Annotated in this window: 12 protein-coding genes; 9 read left to right on the plus strand and 3 right to left on the minus strand. The window is 65.0% G+C overall.

What is annotated here, in order from left to right; genetic code table 11:
* Window positions 1-37 precede the first annotated feature (37 nt).
* Window positions 38-292 carry a hypothetical protein gene (locus AB4Z38_RS12245; protein ID WP_441429965.1) on the plus strand — a complete coding sequence of 85 codons (255 nt, stop codon included), beginning with the start codon at window positions 38-40 and terminating at the stop codon, window positions 290-292.
* Between the two features lie 178 nt (window positions 293-470).
* Here AB4Z38_RS12245 and AB4Z38_RS12250 read toward each other — a convergent pair whose 3' ends face one another.
* Complete coding sequence (locus AB4Z38_RS12250) at window positions 471-2,627, minus strand: amylo-alpha-1,6-glucosidase (RefSeq protein ID WP_441429966.1); 2,157 nt, start codon at window positions 2,625-2,627, stop codon at window positions 471-473.
* A gap of 468 nt (window positions 2,628-3,095) precedes the next feature.
* The gene (locus AB4Z38_RS12255) at window positions 3,096-3,917 is read right to left on the minus strand and encodes an IclR family transcriptional regulator (RefSeq protein ID WP_441429967.1); all 822 of its coding nucleotides are present in this window, start codon (window positions 3,915-3,917) and stop codon (window positions 3,096-3,098) included.
* A 583-nt stretch (window positions 3,918-4,500) separates the two neighbouring features.
* Between AB4Z38_RS12255 and AB4Z38_RS12260 the strand changes: the two genes are divergently transcribed.
* The 3 genes from AB4Z38_RS12260 to AB4Z38_RS12270 all read left to right on the plus strand — a co-directional run bounded on the left by AB4Z38_RS12260 (window position 4,501) and on the right by AB4Z38_RS12270 (window position 6,971).
* Window positions 4,501-5,778: an MFS transporter gene (locus tag AB4Z38_RS12260; RefSeq protein ID WP_441429968.1), complete on the plus strand. Its 1,278-nt coding sequence runs from the start codon at window positions 4,501-4,503 to the stop codon at window positions 5,776-5,778.
* A gap of 88 nt (window positions 5,779-5,866) precedes the next feature.
* The gene (locus AB4Z38_RS12265; RefSeq protein WP_441429969.1) at window positions 5,867-6,484 is read left to right on the plus strand and encodes a mandelate racemase/muconate lactonizing enzyme family protein; all 618 of its coding nucleotides are present in this window, start codon (window positions 5,867-5,869) and stop codon (window positions 6,482-6,484) included.
* Complete coding sequence (locus AB4Z38_RS12270) at window positions 6,405-6,971, plus strand: enolase C-terminal domain-like protein (RefSeq protein ID WP_441429970.1); 567 nt, start codon at window positions 6,405-6,407, stop codon at window positions 6,969-6,971. Before AB4Z38_RS12265 ends, AB4Z38_RS12270 begins: the two co-directional genes overlap by 80 nt.
* Before the next feature lie 282 nt (window positions 6,972-7,253).
* Here the strand turns inward: AB4Z38_RS12270 and AB4Z38_RS12275 are convergent, their stop codons facing one another.
* Window positions 7,254-7,937, minus strand: a complete 684-nt coding sequence (locus AB4Z38_RS12275) for a TetR/AcrR family transcriptional regulator (protein WP_441429971.1) — start codon at window positions 7,935-7,937, stop codon at window positions 7,254-7,256.
* A 241-nt stretch (window positions 7,938-8,178) separates the two neighbouring features.
* Here AB4Z38_RS12275 and AB4Z38_RS12280 point away from each other — a divergent pair, with 241 nt between their 5' ends.
* The 5 genes from AB4Z38_RS12280 to atzF are packed head-to-tail and all read left to right on the plus strand — an operon-like array spanning window position 8,179 to window position 16,941.
* Window positions 8,179-9,693, plus strand: a complete 1,515-nt coding sequence (locus tag AB4Z38_RS12280; protein WP_441429972.1) for an amino acid permease — start codon at window positions 8,179-8,181, stop codon at window positions 9,691-9,693.
* 42 nt (window positions 9,694-9,735) lie between these two features.
* On the plus strand, window positions 9,736-10,617 hold the full coding sequence (locus tag AB4Z38_RS12285; protein WP_441429973.1) for an urea amidolyase associated protein UAAP1: 882 nt from the start codon (window positions 9,736-9,738) through the stop codon (window positions 10,615-10,617).
* Window positions 10,614-11,321 (plus strand): urea amidolyase associated protein UAAP2, encoded by a 708-nt coding sequence (locus AB4Z38_RS12290; protein ID WP_441429974.1) that lies wholly within the window; start codon window positions 10,614-10,616, stop codon window positions 11,319-11,321. The genes AB4Z38_RS12285 and AB4Z38_RS12290 overlap by 4 nt, the downstream gene beginning before the upstream one ends.
* The gene (gene uca / locus AB4Z38_RS12295; protein WP_441429975.1) at window positions 11,318-15,016 is read left to right on the plus strand and encodes an urea carboxylase; all 3,699 of its coding nucleotides are present in this window, start codon (window positions 11,318-11,320) and stop codon (window positions 15,014-15,016) included. The genes AB4Z38_RS12290 and uca overlap by 4 nt, the downstream gene beginning before the upstream one ends.
* Window positions 15,013-16,941, plus strand: a complete 1,929-nt coding sequence (gene atzF, locus AB4Z38_RS12300; protein WP_441429976.1) for an allophanate hydrolase — start codon at window positions 15,013-15,015, stop codon at window positions 16,939-16,941. The genes uca and atzF overlap by 4 nt, the downstream gene beginning before the upstream one ends.
* The last annotated feature ends 235 nt before the right edge of the window (window positions 16,942-17,176 follow it).

Here is a 17,176-nt window from a genome sequence, read left to right on the forward strand (position 1 = left end):
TTTTCAATTGTCCGATCACTTCAGAGAGGAAGCCATCATGACCATCGCACATCGCGCACTTTCTGCCGCTTTCGGTACCAGCCATGCCACCCGTCGTCCGAAGAAAGGCCAGGCCCGCCAGGAGGAACTCTCCAAATCCCGACGCTACGGAGTGACCGGAAACATCACGTCGTCTCCCTGGGAGGGCCTCTACCTGGAAGACGACGCACCGGCTGAGCAAGCCTTCGAGGAGCGGGTGGAGCCGAACGAGGAGCAGTACCGCTTCCTCAACGGCATCATGTACGGCGAGTAGGGAGGCTGCTGGGGGCTGACAGAGCTTCTGCTGCCAGTCTTGGACAAATGAAGCAAGTTGCTACACCAGAGTGGCATCAAGGGAGTGCTTCTTCTGCCCCTAACCCGATCCGGACTGAACACGGACGCCAAGCCATCTCGCAACGCGGGGCGACCCGGTCATCGTCGCAGCCGTCATACTAGTCTTCCCTCAGCAGTTTGGCTTGTTCCATCATTTCCGTCAGCCATGGTCGGTGTTCACGGTGGAATACGACTCCTTTGGGCAGTCCCTGCACGGTAGGTTCGGAGCCCGCGATGTCGATGGTGATGCGGCCCCCTGCCATGGGCGCGTTGGTGATGTGAAGATCGCCGAATGACTCCGGGAGTGCTGGATCCATCCAGAAGCCGCCCTGGGAAATATGGGCGTCATACCGCATCATGCTCGTAATCAACATGATCGGCGTCGTCGCCGCCCAGGCCTGCGGGGAGCATGCCGTCGGATACGGCACCGGCTCTGTGACCTGCTCACGGCTGAATCCGCAGAACAGTTCCGGCAGCCGGCCCTCGCTGTAATCGGCTGCCTCGAAGAGCGCGGTGGCGATCCGCTGCGCCTCCTTCACAAAGCCGTAGCGCATCAGGCCTGCCGCGATGATCGCGTTGTCATGCGGCCAGACCGATCCGTTGTGGTAGCTGGCGGGGTTGTAGGCGCCCATGTCGCTCCCAAGGGTGCGCACGCCCCAGCCGCTGAACATCTCGGGCGACATTAGCCGTTCCGCGACCAGCGGCACCTTGTCCTCGTCGACAATGCCGTGCCACAGGCATTGCCCCATGTTGGACGCGCAGGCGTCGACTTGCCGCTTCTTGCCGTCCAGGGCGATGGCATAGTAGCCGCGGTCAGGCATCCAGAACTCTTCGTTGAACCGTTTCTTCAGCCGCGCCGCTTCACCGGTGAGTCGGCCGGCCAAAGGCGCGTCGCCGGCGTCGTAAGCCATCCATGCCCGGGACATAAACGCGGTGTAGACCAATGCCTGGACTTCGCAGAGCGCGATAGGAGGCTCAGCCAGACGGCCGTCAGCGAAGTTGACCCCGTCCCAGGAGTCCTTCCAGCCCTGGTTGATGAGGCCCTGGTCGTTGAGGCGCTCATATTCGACGAACCCGTCACCGTCCTTGTCGCCATACTCCCGGATCCAGTCCAGCGCGCGGTCCGCGTGGGGGAGCAGCGCGGCGATGGTGTCGTTGGCAAAACCCCAGCGGCTCACCGATGCAAGTGTCATCACGAACTGCGGGGTCGCGTCGACGCTGCCATAGTAGACGGACTTGCCTCCCAGAGAGAGCCCGCTGGAAACGCCGAGCCTGACCTCATGCAGGATCTTTCCCGGCTCCTCCTCGCTCATCGGATCCACCGTGCTTCCCTGGCGGTCGGCGAGCGTCTGCAGCGTGCCCAAGGCCAGCGACGGGTCCACCGGTAACGCCATTTCCGAAGCCCAGAGCGAGTCGCGGCCGAAGAGCGTCATGAACCACGGGGCGCCGGCGGCCACGACGATCCGTTCCGGATGGGCAGGATCCTCAATGCGGAGTGCGCCGAGGTCGTCATAGCTTCGCCGCAGGGTCCGTTCGACGGAACGGTTGGCCATGTGCAGTTTGGGAATCTTCGCCACCCATTCCGCGCGGCGTCGGTCGCTGGGAGATGTTGCATCTCCGGCCTGACGAACGAACGACGCCAGCGGTGCTGCGCCGTCGACGGTGGGCACCACGCTCAGCAGGGTGCTCCAGTGCCCGTGTGGCGGGACAACCACCCGGTAGCTCAGGGCTTCGGGGGCGACGTCGGCGCCGCTCGCCTTGACGAGGACGCCCTTCCGGACGTCCTGCCAGACGGCCCTAATGGTCAGCGAGTCGCCGTCAGGGTGGCGGGTTTCCTCCCATTGCCGCTGGACCCGAGCTTCCTTTACTTCGAAGAGATCCGCAAAGTCGGCTGCGACGCTGAGGGTGACAGCACATTCGGCTTCAGCCAGGGAATAGTTCCGGATAGTGATTTCCTCGAAGATCCCGGCCCCAACTTCCCGCAGGCGCTCCACGATCAAGGGGCTGTCCGCGTACCCGTCGGAGCGCGGAACCCGGCCGATGAACAAAGCCCGGTAGGGTTCCTTCGTCTCCGCCGTCAGCGGTTCCAGGGCTCGCCCATTAATTGCAAGGTTCCATCGGGACAAAATGCGGGTGTCGTCATGGAAAACACCGTGAGGGTGCTCGGGCTGGATGTCCCCATTCGCCGAGGAAATACAGAACGATGAACCCTCCACCAAGGTAACCGTTCCGGGTCCCACGGGTCCGGCGGCCGTGTCAGCATTCCATCCAGCCATCTCCGCCTCCTTCAACGGCTCAAGACCGGGGCGGCGCTACCGTTGTCCAACCGTAGGTCGCCGTACTCCGTTGGATGAACGGTACGCCTTTGCCCCCGTTGATAGTAGGTGTTGTGAACCCTCTGAAATCGAGTCCCTGCGCGGCTACTTCCGGCGATGGTGGCAGGGTGCGAGGACCGTCCAGTGGCCGATGGTTTCAAGCGAGGCCGCATGCTTTTTGCCGGGGGCTCTACTGAGTGGCCTGCGCGTTGATGTCCTTGCCGGTCGTGTGGATGGCTGCGATAAGTGACCCCCATGGGTGCAGGGGCTGCCTTCTAGAGAAAGTGACGGGGGGTGGCCGATACGGAGCGACGAGGAGTCATCTGCGGAAGTGGCATGGATTGCGTTCAGTCCCGTACGCGTCGGCTGAAGGACATGGATTCGTCGGAGCGGCAGGACCTTGGGCGATTCTTCAGAATCAGACCTCCGTTAAGCCAGAGCTTTGGCGAGTTCCTCTGCGGCTTGACGCAGTTTGTCGATCGTTTCGGGCAGGCGGTCCGACTTCAGGCGCTGCGTGGGTCCGTTGATGGTCACAACGCCGATGAGCTCGCCGGCGGAGTCCCGGACCGGGAAGCCGACCGCGAGGAGGCCTTCTTCGAGCTCGTTGTCGAGAATTGCGTAGCCCTGCTCCCGGATCTTGCCCAGCTCACGCAGAAGTGCATCCCGGCTGGTGATGGTGTCCGTCGTGTGGGAGTCGAGCGTCTCAGGCAGTTCCGCTGCGATTTTTTCGTCACTCTGCTCGGCGAGGATCAGCTTGCCCGTTGCGCTGGCATGCAGGGGGTAGATTCCACCCAGGTACTGGTGGGACACACTGAGGTAGCGCGAGCCGAGGGCTTCGGCGATCACCTGGTGGTCCCCTTCGCCGTGCACCATGACGAAGCTGAAGGTCTCGTTGCACTTGGCCGCGTACTTGTCCAAGGTGGGCTGGATCCTCACAACTGCGCCTGCATGGGGATCGGCCAGCCTGCCCAGGCGGGCTACCTGCCATCCAAGCAGGTAGCGGTTGTCCATGCGCTGGACAAACCCGGTCTGCTCCAGGCTCAGGAGCAGACGAAAGGCTGTCGGGCGCGTCATTTCCCCTGACTGCGCCAGTTCGGTGACGGTAATGCCTTGCCGGTGGTGTCCTAGTTCCTTGAGCAGCACGGTGGCCTTAATGACGGACTTATTGGCCAGGTCAAAGGGCTCTTCGGAAAGCAAGGCTCCGTCGCCCGCTGTTACTTCCTCCAGCGCCGCACTTCGTACCGCCGCCATTTGTGCTCCCGCTTCCTTGCTGGTCGTGGTGTCTACACAGACGTCCACATAATGAACGCTGCATTCAATTTAGGCGTTATTTCCACTACTGTCAACGGCTACGGATGTGGTGCGTCATCTCGCTTGCGGGTCTTGACCGGGACTGTGATGCCGATCATAATTTGATCATTACGTTCGTTTAATGAACGGAGCGGTGTGGGATGGCTCCGCAGGGCAGCTTGGTTCAGTCAGCCCGAATTCTCGAGCAACGTGGCAAGAGAATGACGGCAGGACCCGCCTACCGAGACCTATGTGCGCCCCTGATCGGGACGCCAACCAAACGCAACTTCATCGTCGTACTAAGCGGGCAACCGCTGGGCCGTGGGCACTAGGCGGACTCGCATCTGTACAACACCCCATCGCTCATCGCACGCCCAGCGCCCTCACTGACCAGGAGATCAAAACATGCTCACGAACCAACTTCCCACTGCCGCGAACACGGCGGAACCCATGTCCCCGACTGTGGGGAAGTGAGAAAATGTCAACCATAGATAATGCACTTACTCACCGGGGCATCGGATCACCGGCAAGCAAACGACGCTTCATGACCAGAATGGTCACCGTCCTGATCGGTGGCATGTTCCTGGACGGCTACATCTTGGGCATCGTCGGACCCTTGTCGGGGAAGATGGCCCAGGACCTGCACCTCTCGCCGGTCTCGCAGGGCGTAATCGCTGCTGCCGCCTTGATCGGGATCCTGGCAGGCTCACCCCTAGGTGGCTGGGCCGCCGACAAATGGGGCCGCAAACCGATTTTCATGTTCGACATCGCTCTTTTCGCGGCCGCGTCGGGCATGCAGTTCTTCATCGACTCACCGACATGGCTCATCGTGGTGCGTCTGTTGATGGGCATCGCGATCGGGGCCGAGTACTCGGTCGGCTGGCCCATGATGAGTGAATTCTCGCCGACCCATCTGCGGGGGCGGTTCCTGGGCGCAATGGAGATCGCCTGGTACGGCGGCTTCATGATTGCGTTTCTGATCGGTTACCTGCTGAACGAGTACACCGACCTGAGCTGGCACTTCATCCTGGGCACCAGCACGTTCGTCGCGGTGGCCTTGTTCCTTGGCCGGATCGGCCTGCCGGAGTCTCCACGCTGGCTGTGGAGCGTGGGCCGCAAGGACGAGGCCCAGGCTCTGGCCTACAAATACCTGCCTGAGGACGCGCTCGACGACGTCCAGCACGAGGACGTCCGCAAGGGCAGCTTCGGGATGCTGTTCTCCAAGAAATACTGGCGGTCCACAGTGTTCATCTCCGTGTTCTGGTTCTGCGCCGTCACACCGTACTTCGCGATCGCCACCTTCGCCGACAGCGTGTTGGAACAGTACGGCCTCTCCGGCGGGCTCGCCGGTGGGGTCGGCCTTTCGGCCGTCGCCCTGCTCGGTGTCGTCATCACGTTCTTGTTGATCGACAAGGCCGGCCGCCGCATCCTGACCGTTCCGCCGCAGTGGCTGTGCGCCGTCGTCCTGGCGATCATCGGCCTGTGGGCAGGCGCGCCGGGACCCGTGGTGCTCGCCCTGTTCCTGGTCTTCTCGTTCTTCAACGCGCTGTACACAACGCTGACGGGCGTTTACCCGGGCGAAGTCCTCCCGACCGAGATCCGGGGGATCGGAACGGGTTTCGCGGCAGCTTTCAGCCGGATCGGGGCAGGCATCGGCACGTTCCTAATGCCGACGTCGATGCATACCCTCGGCGCCGGCCCCACCATGCTGATTGCCGCCGGTGTCGCCGTGGTTGGGGCCGGGGTGTCCCAGTGGCTGGCCCCGGAGACCAAGGGCAAGAGCCTGACCGAGGCAGCAGCAGGCTACTCGCACGAAAGCTAAGCCGACGGCCTGACCAAGGCTCGCGGTCCTGCTGGACGAATGGCCACACGCCAACCATCCAATGAAGTTGGAACGAAGGAGAGCCACCGTGCGCATAGCTGAAATTCACCTCTACCAGATGGACTTGCCGCTGAACGGGACCTATCGGATGTCCGAAGGTGCGTACTCGATACTGGATTCGACGATCGTTGAAGTCATCTCGGACACAGGTGTCTCTGGTTGGGGGGAGACCTGCCCGGTCGGCCCGAGCTATCAGCCGCAACATGCTCTGGGTGCCCGCGCGGCTCTGAACCAAATGTCGCCAGGACTGATCGGCAAGGAGGTCACCGGCCCACTTGCGGTCCGCCACTCAATGGACAAGCTCCTCAACGGACACAACTACGCCAAAGCCGCGATCGACATCGCAATTCACGACCTCATCGGAAAAACCCATGGCATCCGTGTCAGTGACATGCTCGGCGGCGCGATAACTGACAGCGCGAACTCCTACTACGCCCTCGCCCTAGGCGAACCGGACGACGTCGCCCGGGCTGCCGCAGAGAAGGTCGCCGAGGGCTATCCGCGGCTTCAGATCAAGGCGGGCGGGCGGACGTCCGGTCGAACTCGACATCGAGACGATCCGCAAAGTGTGGGAGGCCACGGGGTGCATCCGTCTTCCAGTCGACTCCAACCGGGGACTGACCACGCGCGACGTCCTGCGCATTGATCGGGAATGCGCGGACATCCCCTTCATCTTTGAACAGCCCTGCAACACGATGGAGGAGATTGCTGCGATCCGTGCGCAAGTGCACCATCCGATCTACCTTGACGAAAACACCGAGAACCTCAGCAGCGTGCTGCGTGCGATCTCGCTCGGCATCGCCGATGGCTTCGGACTCAAAGTCACGCGCCTGGGCGGACTCGGCAACTTCGCGTCGGTCAGAGACGTCTGCGAGTCCCGATCCATGCCCCACACATGCGACGACACCTGGGGCGGCGACATCATCGCAGCCGCCTGCGTACACATAGCCGCAACAGTGCAGCAGCGCTTGCTCGAAGGCGTTTGGATAGCCGACTCCTACATGGATGTCCACTACGACTCAAACAACCCGGTCCGGATTGACGGAGGACACATCAAGTTGCCGACCGGCCCGGGGCTTGGCGTAGTTCCCGACGAGGGCGTCTTCGGCGAACCCCTCGCGTCCTTCAGCTAGACGGCACGACGATCCCGACAGCAGTCCGTCCGAGAACGGGGCGTTCGCGAGTCGAGGGCCAGGTGTCACTGAGCTGACCTTGAGTAGATTCAAGGGTCCCCGTGACCGTTGCTATCCGGCCATGTCCGGGAAGAGCGGACCTTCATAGTTCGGCAGGGGATTCCGCGGAGGACCGGACTGTAGCCGGTCGTTGCCGTGCCGGCTGGACGGGCACTGCCCCAATGGGATGACTTTTGCGGGCATCCTTGAACTCGGGGAGTGAGGTCTTACCCAACAGTGGCCCTACCCGAATTGGCGGATCAGTCCTGCGCTCATGGCCCGTACTTCATCCAGGTCTGCAGCCATCCCGGCGAGGGCAATTCCGGCGTCTGCCGTCTGCATGGCTGAATCGGGCCCCACGAGGCCATCGGCACGAAGATTGATCAGCGACTCGACCAGCCGGAAGAGGAGATCGCCAAGCGATGGGGCGCCTTGCCGGTGACCCGCCGGGGTGAATTCCTCCACATTCTGCCCCAGCTCCCCGTAAAGCCGACGGAGTTGCAGCCTGTCATCCATGAAGCGCTGGAATCTCGGCGCACGGGCTTCCGGTAGATGGTAGAGGACGCCGAGGTTCCAACGGGCGCTGCATAGCTGGTTTCCGTCGTAGAGTGCCACCGCGTGCAAACGGGCCGCCGCGGTTCCGGAGTCGGACGGCGGCGGACTGGCATGCAAGGTGCTCGCGAAGACCAGGCCTCCTGTCACGGTGCCGTCAAGGAGTTCCGCCAGAATGTCATCCTTAGTGCCGAAATGGTGGTAGAGCGACGACTGGCGGATCCCCACAGCGTCGGCGATCGCCCTGGTGGAGGTGTTCGCAAAGCCCTGGCTGGTGAATAGTTCGGCCGCTGCATCGAGGATTTCGTCCCGGGCTGTGGCGCCAGGGCGCACGGGTTGCTGTTTGCGGGGTCTACCCGGTCCGGCTGAGTTCACCCCACATTCTTACATCGTTAAAGGCGCCTTCGTGGCCGATTCCGTCGTCGTCGGGACGCGCCAGTCTCAGGTGAGTTCATGTTCACGTGCCGGAAATGCGCCGTCATCCATCTTTTACATTGGCGAAACGGTAACGGGACATCCCGCTGGAAAATTATCAAGTGAACGGTATTGCGGACGGCTGCCAGAGCCTTCTCGTTTCCGTTGTCACCATCCACCCGTTCCAGACACGGAGAAACCGATGACTTCCACCATTTCGACGGCGTCCGCCCACGTCGACGATGCAGACCTGGCGTCGCTTGGCTACGAGCCGTCGTTGCATCGCAAACTTGGCCGGTACGCTTCCTTCGCCGCAGGCTTTTCGTTCGTTTCCATCCTGACCACCATCTTCCAGTTGTTCGGTTTCGGGTACTCCTTTGCCGGGCCGGCCTTCTTCTGGACCTGGCCGATCGTCCTCGTCGGCCAGCTGCTTGTGGCGCTGAACTTCGCCGAGCTGGCTGCCCGGTACCCGATTTCCGGGGCCGTTTACCAGTGGTCGCGGCGGGTAGGCGGCGAAGCCGTTGGTTGGTTCGCCGGCTGGTTCATGTCCATTGCCCAGGTGATCACTGCCGCCGCGGCCGCCATCGCCATGCAGGTGGTCCTTCCCCAGCTTTGGGACGGGTTCCAGCTCGTCGGCGGCGACCCGGCATTGAATACAGTCACCGGGGCGAGCAATGCCGTTATTCTCGGCGCCGTGCTGCTGGTCGCGACCACGGCGATCAACGCCGTCGGCGTGAAGCTCATGTCGCACATCAATTCGATCGGCGTCACCTGCGAGCTGGTCGGCGTCGCCGCCGTGATCCTGGCGCTCGTTTCCGTGGCGCAACGCGGCCCCGATGTTGTCCAGGACACGCAGCTCGTCAGTGGTTCGGACCTCGGTCCGGTAGGCGCGTTCCTTGTTTCGGGCCTGATGGCCGCCTACGTGATGGTCGGGTTCGATTCCGCCGGCGAGTTGTCCGAGGAGACCAGGAATCCGCGCCGCACCACGCCCCGCACCATCATCTCCGCCCTCCTGATCTCCGGACTCGGCGGCGGGCTCATGATCATCGGTGCCCTCATGGCCGCCCCAAGCCTCGACGACGGCAACCTGGCCAGCCAAGGCCTGCCCTACGTGCTGACCGCGGTCCTCGGGACCTTCTGGGGCAAGGTCCTGTTGGTCGATGTCGCGATCGCCATCTTCGTCTGCACCCTCGCCATCCAGACCGCGGGCTCACGCTTGGTCTTCTCCATGGCTCGCGACCGCCAGCTCCCCGCCGCGGGCGCATTGTCGGCCGTCAGCCCGCGCAGCGGCACCCCGCTGTGGCCTTCGGTCATCGTGGGCCTGCTCGCGATCGCCGTCCTGGCCATCAACATCGGCAACGCCGCGCTGTTCACCACTCTCTGCAGCGTCTGCATCGTGATGCTCTACCTCGCCTACCTGCTGGTCACAGTGCCGCTGCTGATAAACCGGCTGCGCGGAGACTGGGACCGTACGGGTAAGACGATGCCCCAAGGGTTGTTCTCGCTCGGACGCTGGGGGCTTCCGGTCAACATCCTCGCAGTCCTCTACGGCGCACTGATGGTGGTGAACCTCGCCTGGCCCCGGCCCGAGGTCTATGACCCCAGCGGCGATAACGGCCTCCTGCTGTTCTCCGCTCCGCTGATGGTGGGCGCCGTCCTGCTCCTGGGCATCTGGGTTCGGACGAGGAAGACAGCTGACCTCACACCGGTGGACTGACGCCGACACCACAACGAAACCGCCACGCAGAAACGAACTGACATGACACAGACCCTCGAAACCACTGAAACGGCCGTTGGGACGGCGACGACAGCCGGTGCCCGCGCCCATGCACGCTCGCAGCACGGCAGAACTGCCGACACCATGATTCACGTGCCCGCCGTATCGGCTCCGGAACGGCTGACGGCGGGACTCGACGCACGCGAGGCCGTCATCTGGACCGAGTCGCTGGCCTTCGGCCGCTACACCCACATGGAACTTGCGCGAGGGACGCGGATCCGGCTGACCGACCTCGACGGCGACGCTTGCGTCCACGCAGTTCTCTTCCGCGGAGGCTCCCACCACGAGCGCATCAACGTCGCGGATACCGTCAAGGTCCCGTGGCAGGCCTACCTCGGGCAGGGCCACCCGCTGCTTTCCGACGCCGGACGGCTGATGGCCACCATTGTCGCCGATTCCTCAGGGAGGCACGACGCCCTCACCGGCACCACACACCGGGCCGGCAACGAGGCCAAGTATGGTGCGGGCAGCGCCCACAGCGCGTCACCGGCCAGCCGCGAACTGCTGACCCTTGGCGCACTTAAGCACGGGATCAGCCGGCGGGAGCTCCCGCCGTCGGTGTCCTTCTTCAAAGGCATCACCGTAGACGCCGACGGCGGCATCCGGTTCAACGGCAGCGCCGGCGCGGGAACCGCAATCGAACTCCTGCTCCACATGGATTTGGTGCTGGTCCTTGCCAACACCGCCCATCCCCTCGACCCCCGCCCGGCCTTCACCGGCAGTGCAGTGGACATCGTCGCCTGGCAGGCGCCGCAGGACCTCCGGGCCCTCGCCACCGGAGAACTTGGGCTCGATTTTGGCCCCGAGCACCTCCTGGCTCTGCAGAACACCGAACACGACCACAAAGCGAGGACCTCCGCATGAACGCCACCACTGCCACAGCTCGCCGGCCGGAGGCCCCGCGCCAGCCCGATGCCCAGCGCCAGCCCGATGCCCAGTCCGCTGCGCTGATTTCCGGACGGGTCATCCTGGACGAATACATCGAGGCCCGCGGTCCTTGGTCGGCCGTGGTCGCAGCCGGGGATGTCCTGACCATCGTGGACCTCGAGGGCAACCAGGCTGTGGACTGCCTCCTCTATTCGGCAGCCGATGCCACCATCCGCTACTCTGCCGCCGTCACCATTGCCGCCCAGCGGTCCATCATTCTGACCACAGGGTCCGTCCTCCGCTCAGACGATGGCGACGCCCTGATGACCGTGGAGGCTGACGAGGTGGGTGTCCACGACACCATCGGCGGAGCGTGCTCCCAGGAGTCCAACACACTGCGCTACGGGCAGCACACCCACGAACAGCATGCCTGCGTGGAGAACTTCCTGATCGAGGGGTCCAAATGGGGACTGGGGAAGCCGGACTTGGTCTCGAACATCAACTGGTTCATGAACGTGCCGGTCGATCCCGACGGTGCCCTCGGCATCGTGGACGGGCTGTCCGCTCCCGGGAAGCGCGTTGCGCTCCGGGCCGAAACGGACGTGCTGGTCCTGGTCTCAAACTGCCCCCAGATCAACAACCCCTGCAACGGCTTCAACCCCACGCCCGTGCGCATGATCGTCACCCGTCCGGAGGCATGACCGTGAACCGTTTCGACACCCTGCTCGTCGCCAACCGCGGCGAGATCGCCTGCCGAATCATCGAGTCCGCCCGAAAACTCGGGCTTCGAACGGTGGCAGTATTCTCCGAAGCGGACCGCGGCGCGAAGCACGTCCGCCTCGCCGACGAAGCCGTGCTGCTCGGACCGGCCTCGGCCAAGGAGTCCTACCTTCGGGTCGACGCCATCCTGGCAGCCGCCTCCGCGACCGGCGCCGGCGCCATCCACCCCGGTTACGGTTTCCTCTCCGAAGATGCCGGTTTCGCCGAGGCCGTGGAAGCCGCGGGGCTGGTGTTCGTCGGCCCGACCCCCGAACAGCTGCGGATCTTCGGCACCAAACACACCGCCCGGGACGCGGCGCAGCGGGCAGGCGTGCCCATGATTGCCGGTTCCGGCCTGCTTGAAGACCTCGACGCCGCGATCGGAGCCGCCGGGGAGATCGGGTTCCCGCTGATGCTGAAGGCTACCGGTGGCGGCGGCGGCATCGGAATGGCCGTGTGCCGGAACGAAGCAGAATTGACGGAAAGCTATGCCCGCGTGGCCCGGCTTGCGAACTCCAGTTTCGGCACCGCGGGAGTGTTCGCCGAACGCTACATCGAACACGCCCGCCATGTGGAGGTGCAGATCTTCGGCGACGGCGAGGGCCGGGTCGTAAGCCTCGGAGACCGCGACTGTTCCCTTCAGCGTCGGCACCAGAAGGTGCTGGAAGAAGCCCCCGCACCGGACCTGCCGGCAGTGCTCCGGGAAGAGCTCCACCGCAGCTCCCGTGCCCTGTGCGCCTCGGTGGCCTACCGCTCGGCGGGGACCGTGGAGTTCGTCTACGATCCCGCCCGGCAGGAAGCCTCCTTCCTCGAAGTCAACGCCCGGCTCCAGGTGGAGCACCCGGTAACCGAAGCGATCACCGGCGTCGACCTCGTAGAGTGGATGCTCAACCTGGCCCAAGCGCGGCCCGTCCTCGCGGGCGTCCCGGAAAGCGTTCCGGTCACAGGCCACGCGGTCGAAGCCCGCATTTACGCCGAGGACCCGGCCCGCAACTTCCAGCCCAGTGCGGGAACCGTCACCAACGCGCAGTACCCAAGCGCCGACGTCGCGCGTGTTGATGCGTGGGTGGAGACCGGCAGCGAGGTATCAACCAATTACGACCCCCTGCTGGGCAAACTCATCACCTTCGGCCCCAACCGGGATGCGGCGTTTGACGCCCTCGCCGATGCCCTTTCTCACACCCGCATTGACGGCATCGAAACCAACCTGGGCATGTTGCGCGCGGTGACCGGGCTGGACGTGCTTCGGGCTGCGAACCATTCCACGGGAACCCTGGACACCGTGGGCGATCCCGAACCCCGCATCACCGTGGAACGCCCGGGCCTCCAGACGAGCGTGCAGGACTGGCCGGGCAGAACCGGGCTCTGGAAGGTGGGAGTGCCGCCCAGCGGCCCGATGGACGATCTCTCCTTCCGGCTGGGGAATAAGGCCCTGGGCAACCCGGAGGGTGCGCCGGGCCTGGAATTCACCATGGCCGGCCCCGCTCTGCGGTTCACCCACGCCACCACCGTGTGCGTGACCGGCGCCGATGTGACCGTCACGCTAAACGGCGAATCTGTCCCAGCCTGGGAACCCTTGACGGTCCCCGCTCGCGGCTTGCTGGATATTGGCTCCGCCGACGCGGCCGGCTTACGCGGCTACGTCCTGTTCCGAGGCGGACTCGACGTCCCTCACTACCTCGGCAGCGATTCCACGTTCGCCCTCGGCCAGTTTGGCGGCCATGGCGGCCGCGTGCTCCGCGCCGGTGATGTGCTGCGCACCACCAACGAGCCATCGGTGGATGTCCCTTTGCAGCCCGTTCCCGTCGAGAGCCGCCCCGCCCTCACGTCCCACTGGGAACTGAAGGTGGTCGAAGGTCCGCACGGCGCCCCGGAATTCTTCCGGCGAGAGGACATCGACGAACTCTTCGCGACGGACTACGAGGTGCATTTCAACTCGGCCCGCACCGGCGTCAGGCTGATCGGCCCCAAGCCGCGCTGGGCACGTGCCGACGGCGGCGAGGCAGGGCTGCACCCCTCCAACATCCACGACACCCCTTACTCCGTGGGCGCCCTGGACTTCACCGGCGACACCCCGATCCTGCTCGGCCCTGACGGCCCGAGCTTGGGCGGCTTCGTCTGCCCGGTGACGGTGGTGACCGGCGAACGCTGGAAGCTCGGCCAGCTGCGTCCGGGCGATAAAGTCCGCTTCGTGCCGGTGACGGACGCCCATGCTCCGTCGGTGAAGGACCTTGGACCGGGACGGCAGCTTATTCTGTCCGATGGTGCCGGCACCCGCACAAACGGCCTAGCCGCCGTCGGGCATGCCGGGACGGCGAAGGGCGACGGCGACGACGGCGTGCTGGGACGCATGCCGGAAAGCGAGGGACGGCCGGCGGTCACGTACCGCCGCTCGGGAGATGACAACCTTCTGGTGGAGTTTGGCGACATGGTGTTGGACCTCGGTCTGCGCGCGCGGGTCCATGCCCTGCATCAGCGCATCGAGGAGCTCCGCGTCCCCGGAGTGGTGGACCTTACGCCCGGGATCCGCTCGCTCCAGATCAAGGTGGATCCGTCGATTCTGTCCACCCGGCTGCTGCTGGGCTTCGTCCAGGAGATCGTGGCCGCGCTGCCCGCGAGTTCCGAGCTCGTGGTGCCGAGCCGCACGGTCCGGCTGCCGTTGTCCTGGGACGACCCCGCCACGCGCGAGGCGATCGAACGCTACATGACCGGCGTCCGGGACGACGCTCCGTGGTGCCCCTGGAATATCGAGTTCATTCGCCGCATCAACGGCCTGGATTCGGTGAACGACGTTTTCGACACCGTCTTCAACGCCGAATACCTGGTCCTGGGCCTTGGCGACGTGTACCTTGGCGCGCCCGTGGCGACGCCGCTTGACCCGCGTCACAGGCTGGTCACCACCAAATACAACCCGGCCAGGACGTGGACGCCGGAGAACGCCGTGGGCATCGGCGGGGCCTACATGTGCATTTACGGCATGGAAGGCCCGGGCGGCTACCAGTTCGTCGGCCGCACCACGCAGGTGTGGTCCCGCTACGCCGACTCTGCACCCTTCGAACCCGGATCGCCCTGGCTGTTGCGCTTCTTCGACCGCATCTCCTGGTACCCCGTCAGCCCCGAAGAGCTGCTGGACCTCCGCGCCGACATGGCCGCCGGCCGCGGCCGGGGAGTCGAGATTGAGGACGGCAGTTTCTCGCTGGCCGAACACGAGGCGTTCCTGGAGGAGAACCGCGAATCGATCGGCGTCTTCAGGGAGCGGCAGGCGGCGGCGTTCGCGGTGGAACGCCAGGCCTGGGCGGATGCCGGCGAGTTTGATCGCGCGGAAGTCGCAGCCGCCGTCGCGGTTCCCGACGCCGGCGAAGTGGTGGTGCCCGACGGCGGAACACTCGTTTCAGCGCCGTTCGCCGCCAGCGTCTGGAAGGTGGATGTCGCAGCTGGTGACCGCGTGACAGAGGGACAGCCACTGGTTTCCCTTGAGGCCATGAAGATGGAAACCGTCCTGTCCGCACCGTGCGACGGCGTGGTGCACCAAGTGCTGCCGACCGCCGGTTCCCAGGTTGTGGCCGGTGAGGCCCTTGTGGTGCTCGTCGGCGCGGACGAACTGAGCGAACGTGAATTGGAAGAGGCAGCAGCATGACCACCCACGGGACAAAGATCGGTGCAGCCACTGCCGCCAAACGCGTAAAGGACGCGCTTGCCGCTATTGACGCCTTGGATCGGCCCGAGATCTGGATCGAAATCCGCGGAGAGGAAGAATTGCTGGCCGAGGCGGCCCGCATCGACGCCGAGGCGGCATCCGGCTCCGAACTGCCGCTGGCCGGGCTCCTGTTGGCGGTCAAGAACAACGTGGACGTCGCCGGTATCACGACGACGGCGGCGTGTCCCGGGTTCGGGTACGAACCGGCGGAAGATGCTGTAGCCGTGGCCCGGCTGCGGAGTGCGGGCGCCCTGGTGCTCGGCGCGACGAACCTTGACCAGTTCGCCACGGGCCTGGTGGGCACCCGGAGCCCGTACGGGGCGGTCCGTGACTCACGCCGGCCTGACCGGATTTCCGGGGGTTCCAGCTCCGGGTCCGCCGTGGCTGTGGCGTTGGGACTCGTGGACATCGCCATCGGTACGGATACCGCCGGCTCCGGGCGAGTTCCGGCCGGACTACAGGGAATCGTCGGTATCAAACCGACCCTGAACGTGGTCTCCACCGCCGGCATGGTCCCGGCGTGCCGATCCTGGGACACGGCTTCCATCCTCGCCCGGGACCTGGACACCGCCGAACTCGCGATGGGCGTCATGGCCGGGCAGAGCCGGACGTGGCCCACAGACATCCGGTTGGCCGCTCCCTCGAAGCCGCGTGTCGCGTTTCCGGCGGACCTCCCGGCCTTGGATCCTGCCTGGGCTGCCGAGTTCGGGGTCCAGATCGATCGTCTGCGCGCCGCCGGCGTGGATGCGGAGCCGATCGAATTCGATGTCTTCCTGCAGGCGGCACGGTTGCTATACGACGGAGCGCTGGTCGCTGAGCGCTATGCCGCCGTCGGGAGTTTCATCGACGGCGCGCTTTCCGGCGGCGCTGACAACGGCGGCGGGCTGGATCCGACCGTGGCGGGCATCGTCAGTGTGGCCGGCCACGTGCCCGCCCACCAATATGTGGCGGACACCGAGGCGCTGGAGGAACTGAAGCGCGAGGCGATGTCCCGGCTTGAAGGCTTCGACGCCCTCATCGTGCCGACAGCGCCGTTCCATCCGACGCTGGCAGCGGTCGCAGCGGATTCGGTAGGCGTGAATTCCCGCATGGGCACCTACACGAACTTCTGCAACCTGTTCGATCTGTGCGCCGTAGCAGTTCCGGCCGGGATTGTTGAGGACAGCAGCGGAACCGACGACGGCGGGGCGCCCTCGGTGTCCCAGTTCGGCTTGACGGTGGTCGGCCGGACCTTCGACGACGCCGTGGTGGCCGACATCGCGCGGCGCATCGAGTGCACCCCGGCGAGGCCAAGGCTTTTCACGACCGGCGCCGCGCCGGCGCGTGTCTCCTCGCAGGGAGTGCCGTGGCCCGTGGCGGCGGGGGCCGCCGTCGTGCCCTTGGTGGTGGTGGGCGCCCACCGCAAGGGCCAGCCGTTGGTCACCGAACTGGAACGGCGCGGCGCCTTCTGGGAGGGTCCGGTCAGGACGGCGCCCCGGTACCGGATGGTCTCGCTGGACACCCAGCCGCCCAAACCCGGCGTGGTCCGCTCTGACGACGGCGCCGAACTCGTTGCCGAACGGTGGCTGCTCTCCGGAACGGCCCTGGGCTCCTTCCTCTCAGAGCTACCCGAACCCATGCTGTTGGGCTCCGTGCTGCTGAGCGACGGTTCAAAGGCAGTGGGCTTCGCATGCGACGCGGTCGCAGCGTCCCGGGGTGAGGACATTACCCACTTTGGAGACTGGTTGGCAGCCCAAGCGGCGAGGTCCGGCTCCACGACGGAGGTCGACGGTACGGCGGAGCTGGAACCGGAACCGGCCTGGAAGGGAGTTTGGCGCGAGGTCGGCAAGGCACTTGTCAGGGGGCTGCAGCGGGGGAGGGTTTAGGAAGAAAGCGAGTCCAAAGCGGTACGACCTTTGGCGACTTCTCCAAGTGTCTCAGTGGTTCCGTGGCCGCGGGGTCCGACTGGAGACGCCGAAAAAGCCAAGGACAGAAGTGTTGACAGTGTCAACACTTTGGACCTCGGATCGGGCCGGACTGGGCCGGATTGCCAATGTTTTCGGGAGTTCCCCGTGTTTTCAAGGGTTGGAATGCGGTTCGAGTCCCACCTCGGGCACGGTG

Source organism: Arthrobacter sp. 2RAF6 (assembly GCF_052115205.1).
Lineage (GTDB): Bacteria > Actinomycetota > Actinomycetes > Actinomycetales > Micrococcaceae > Arthrobacter.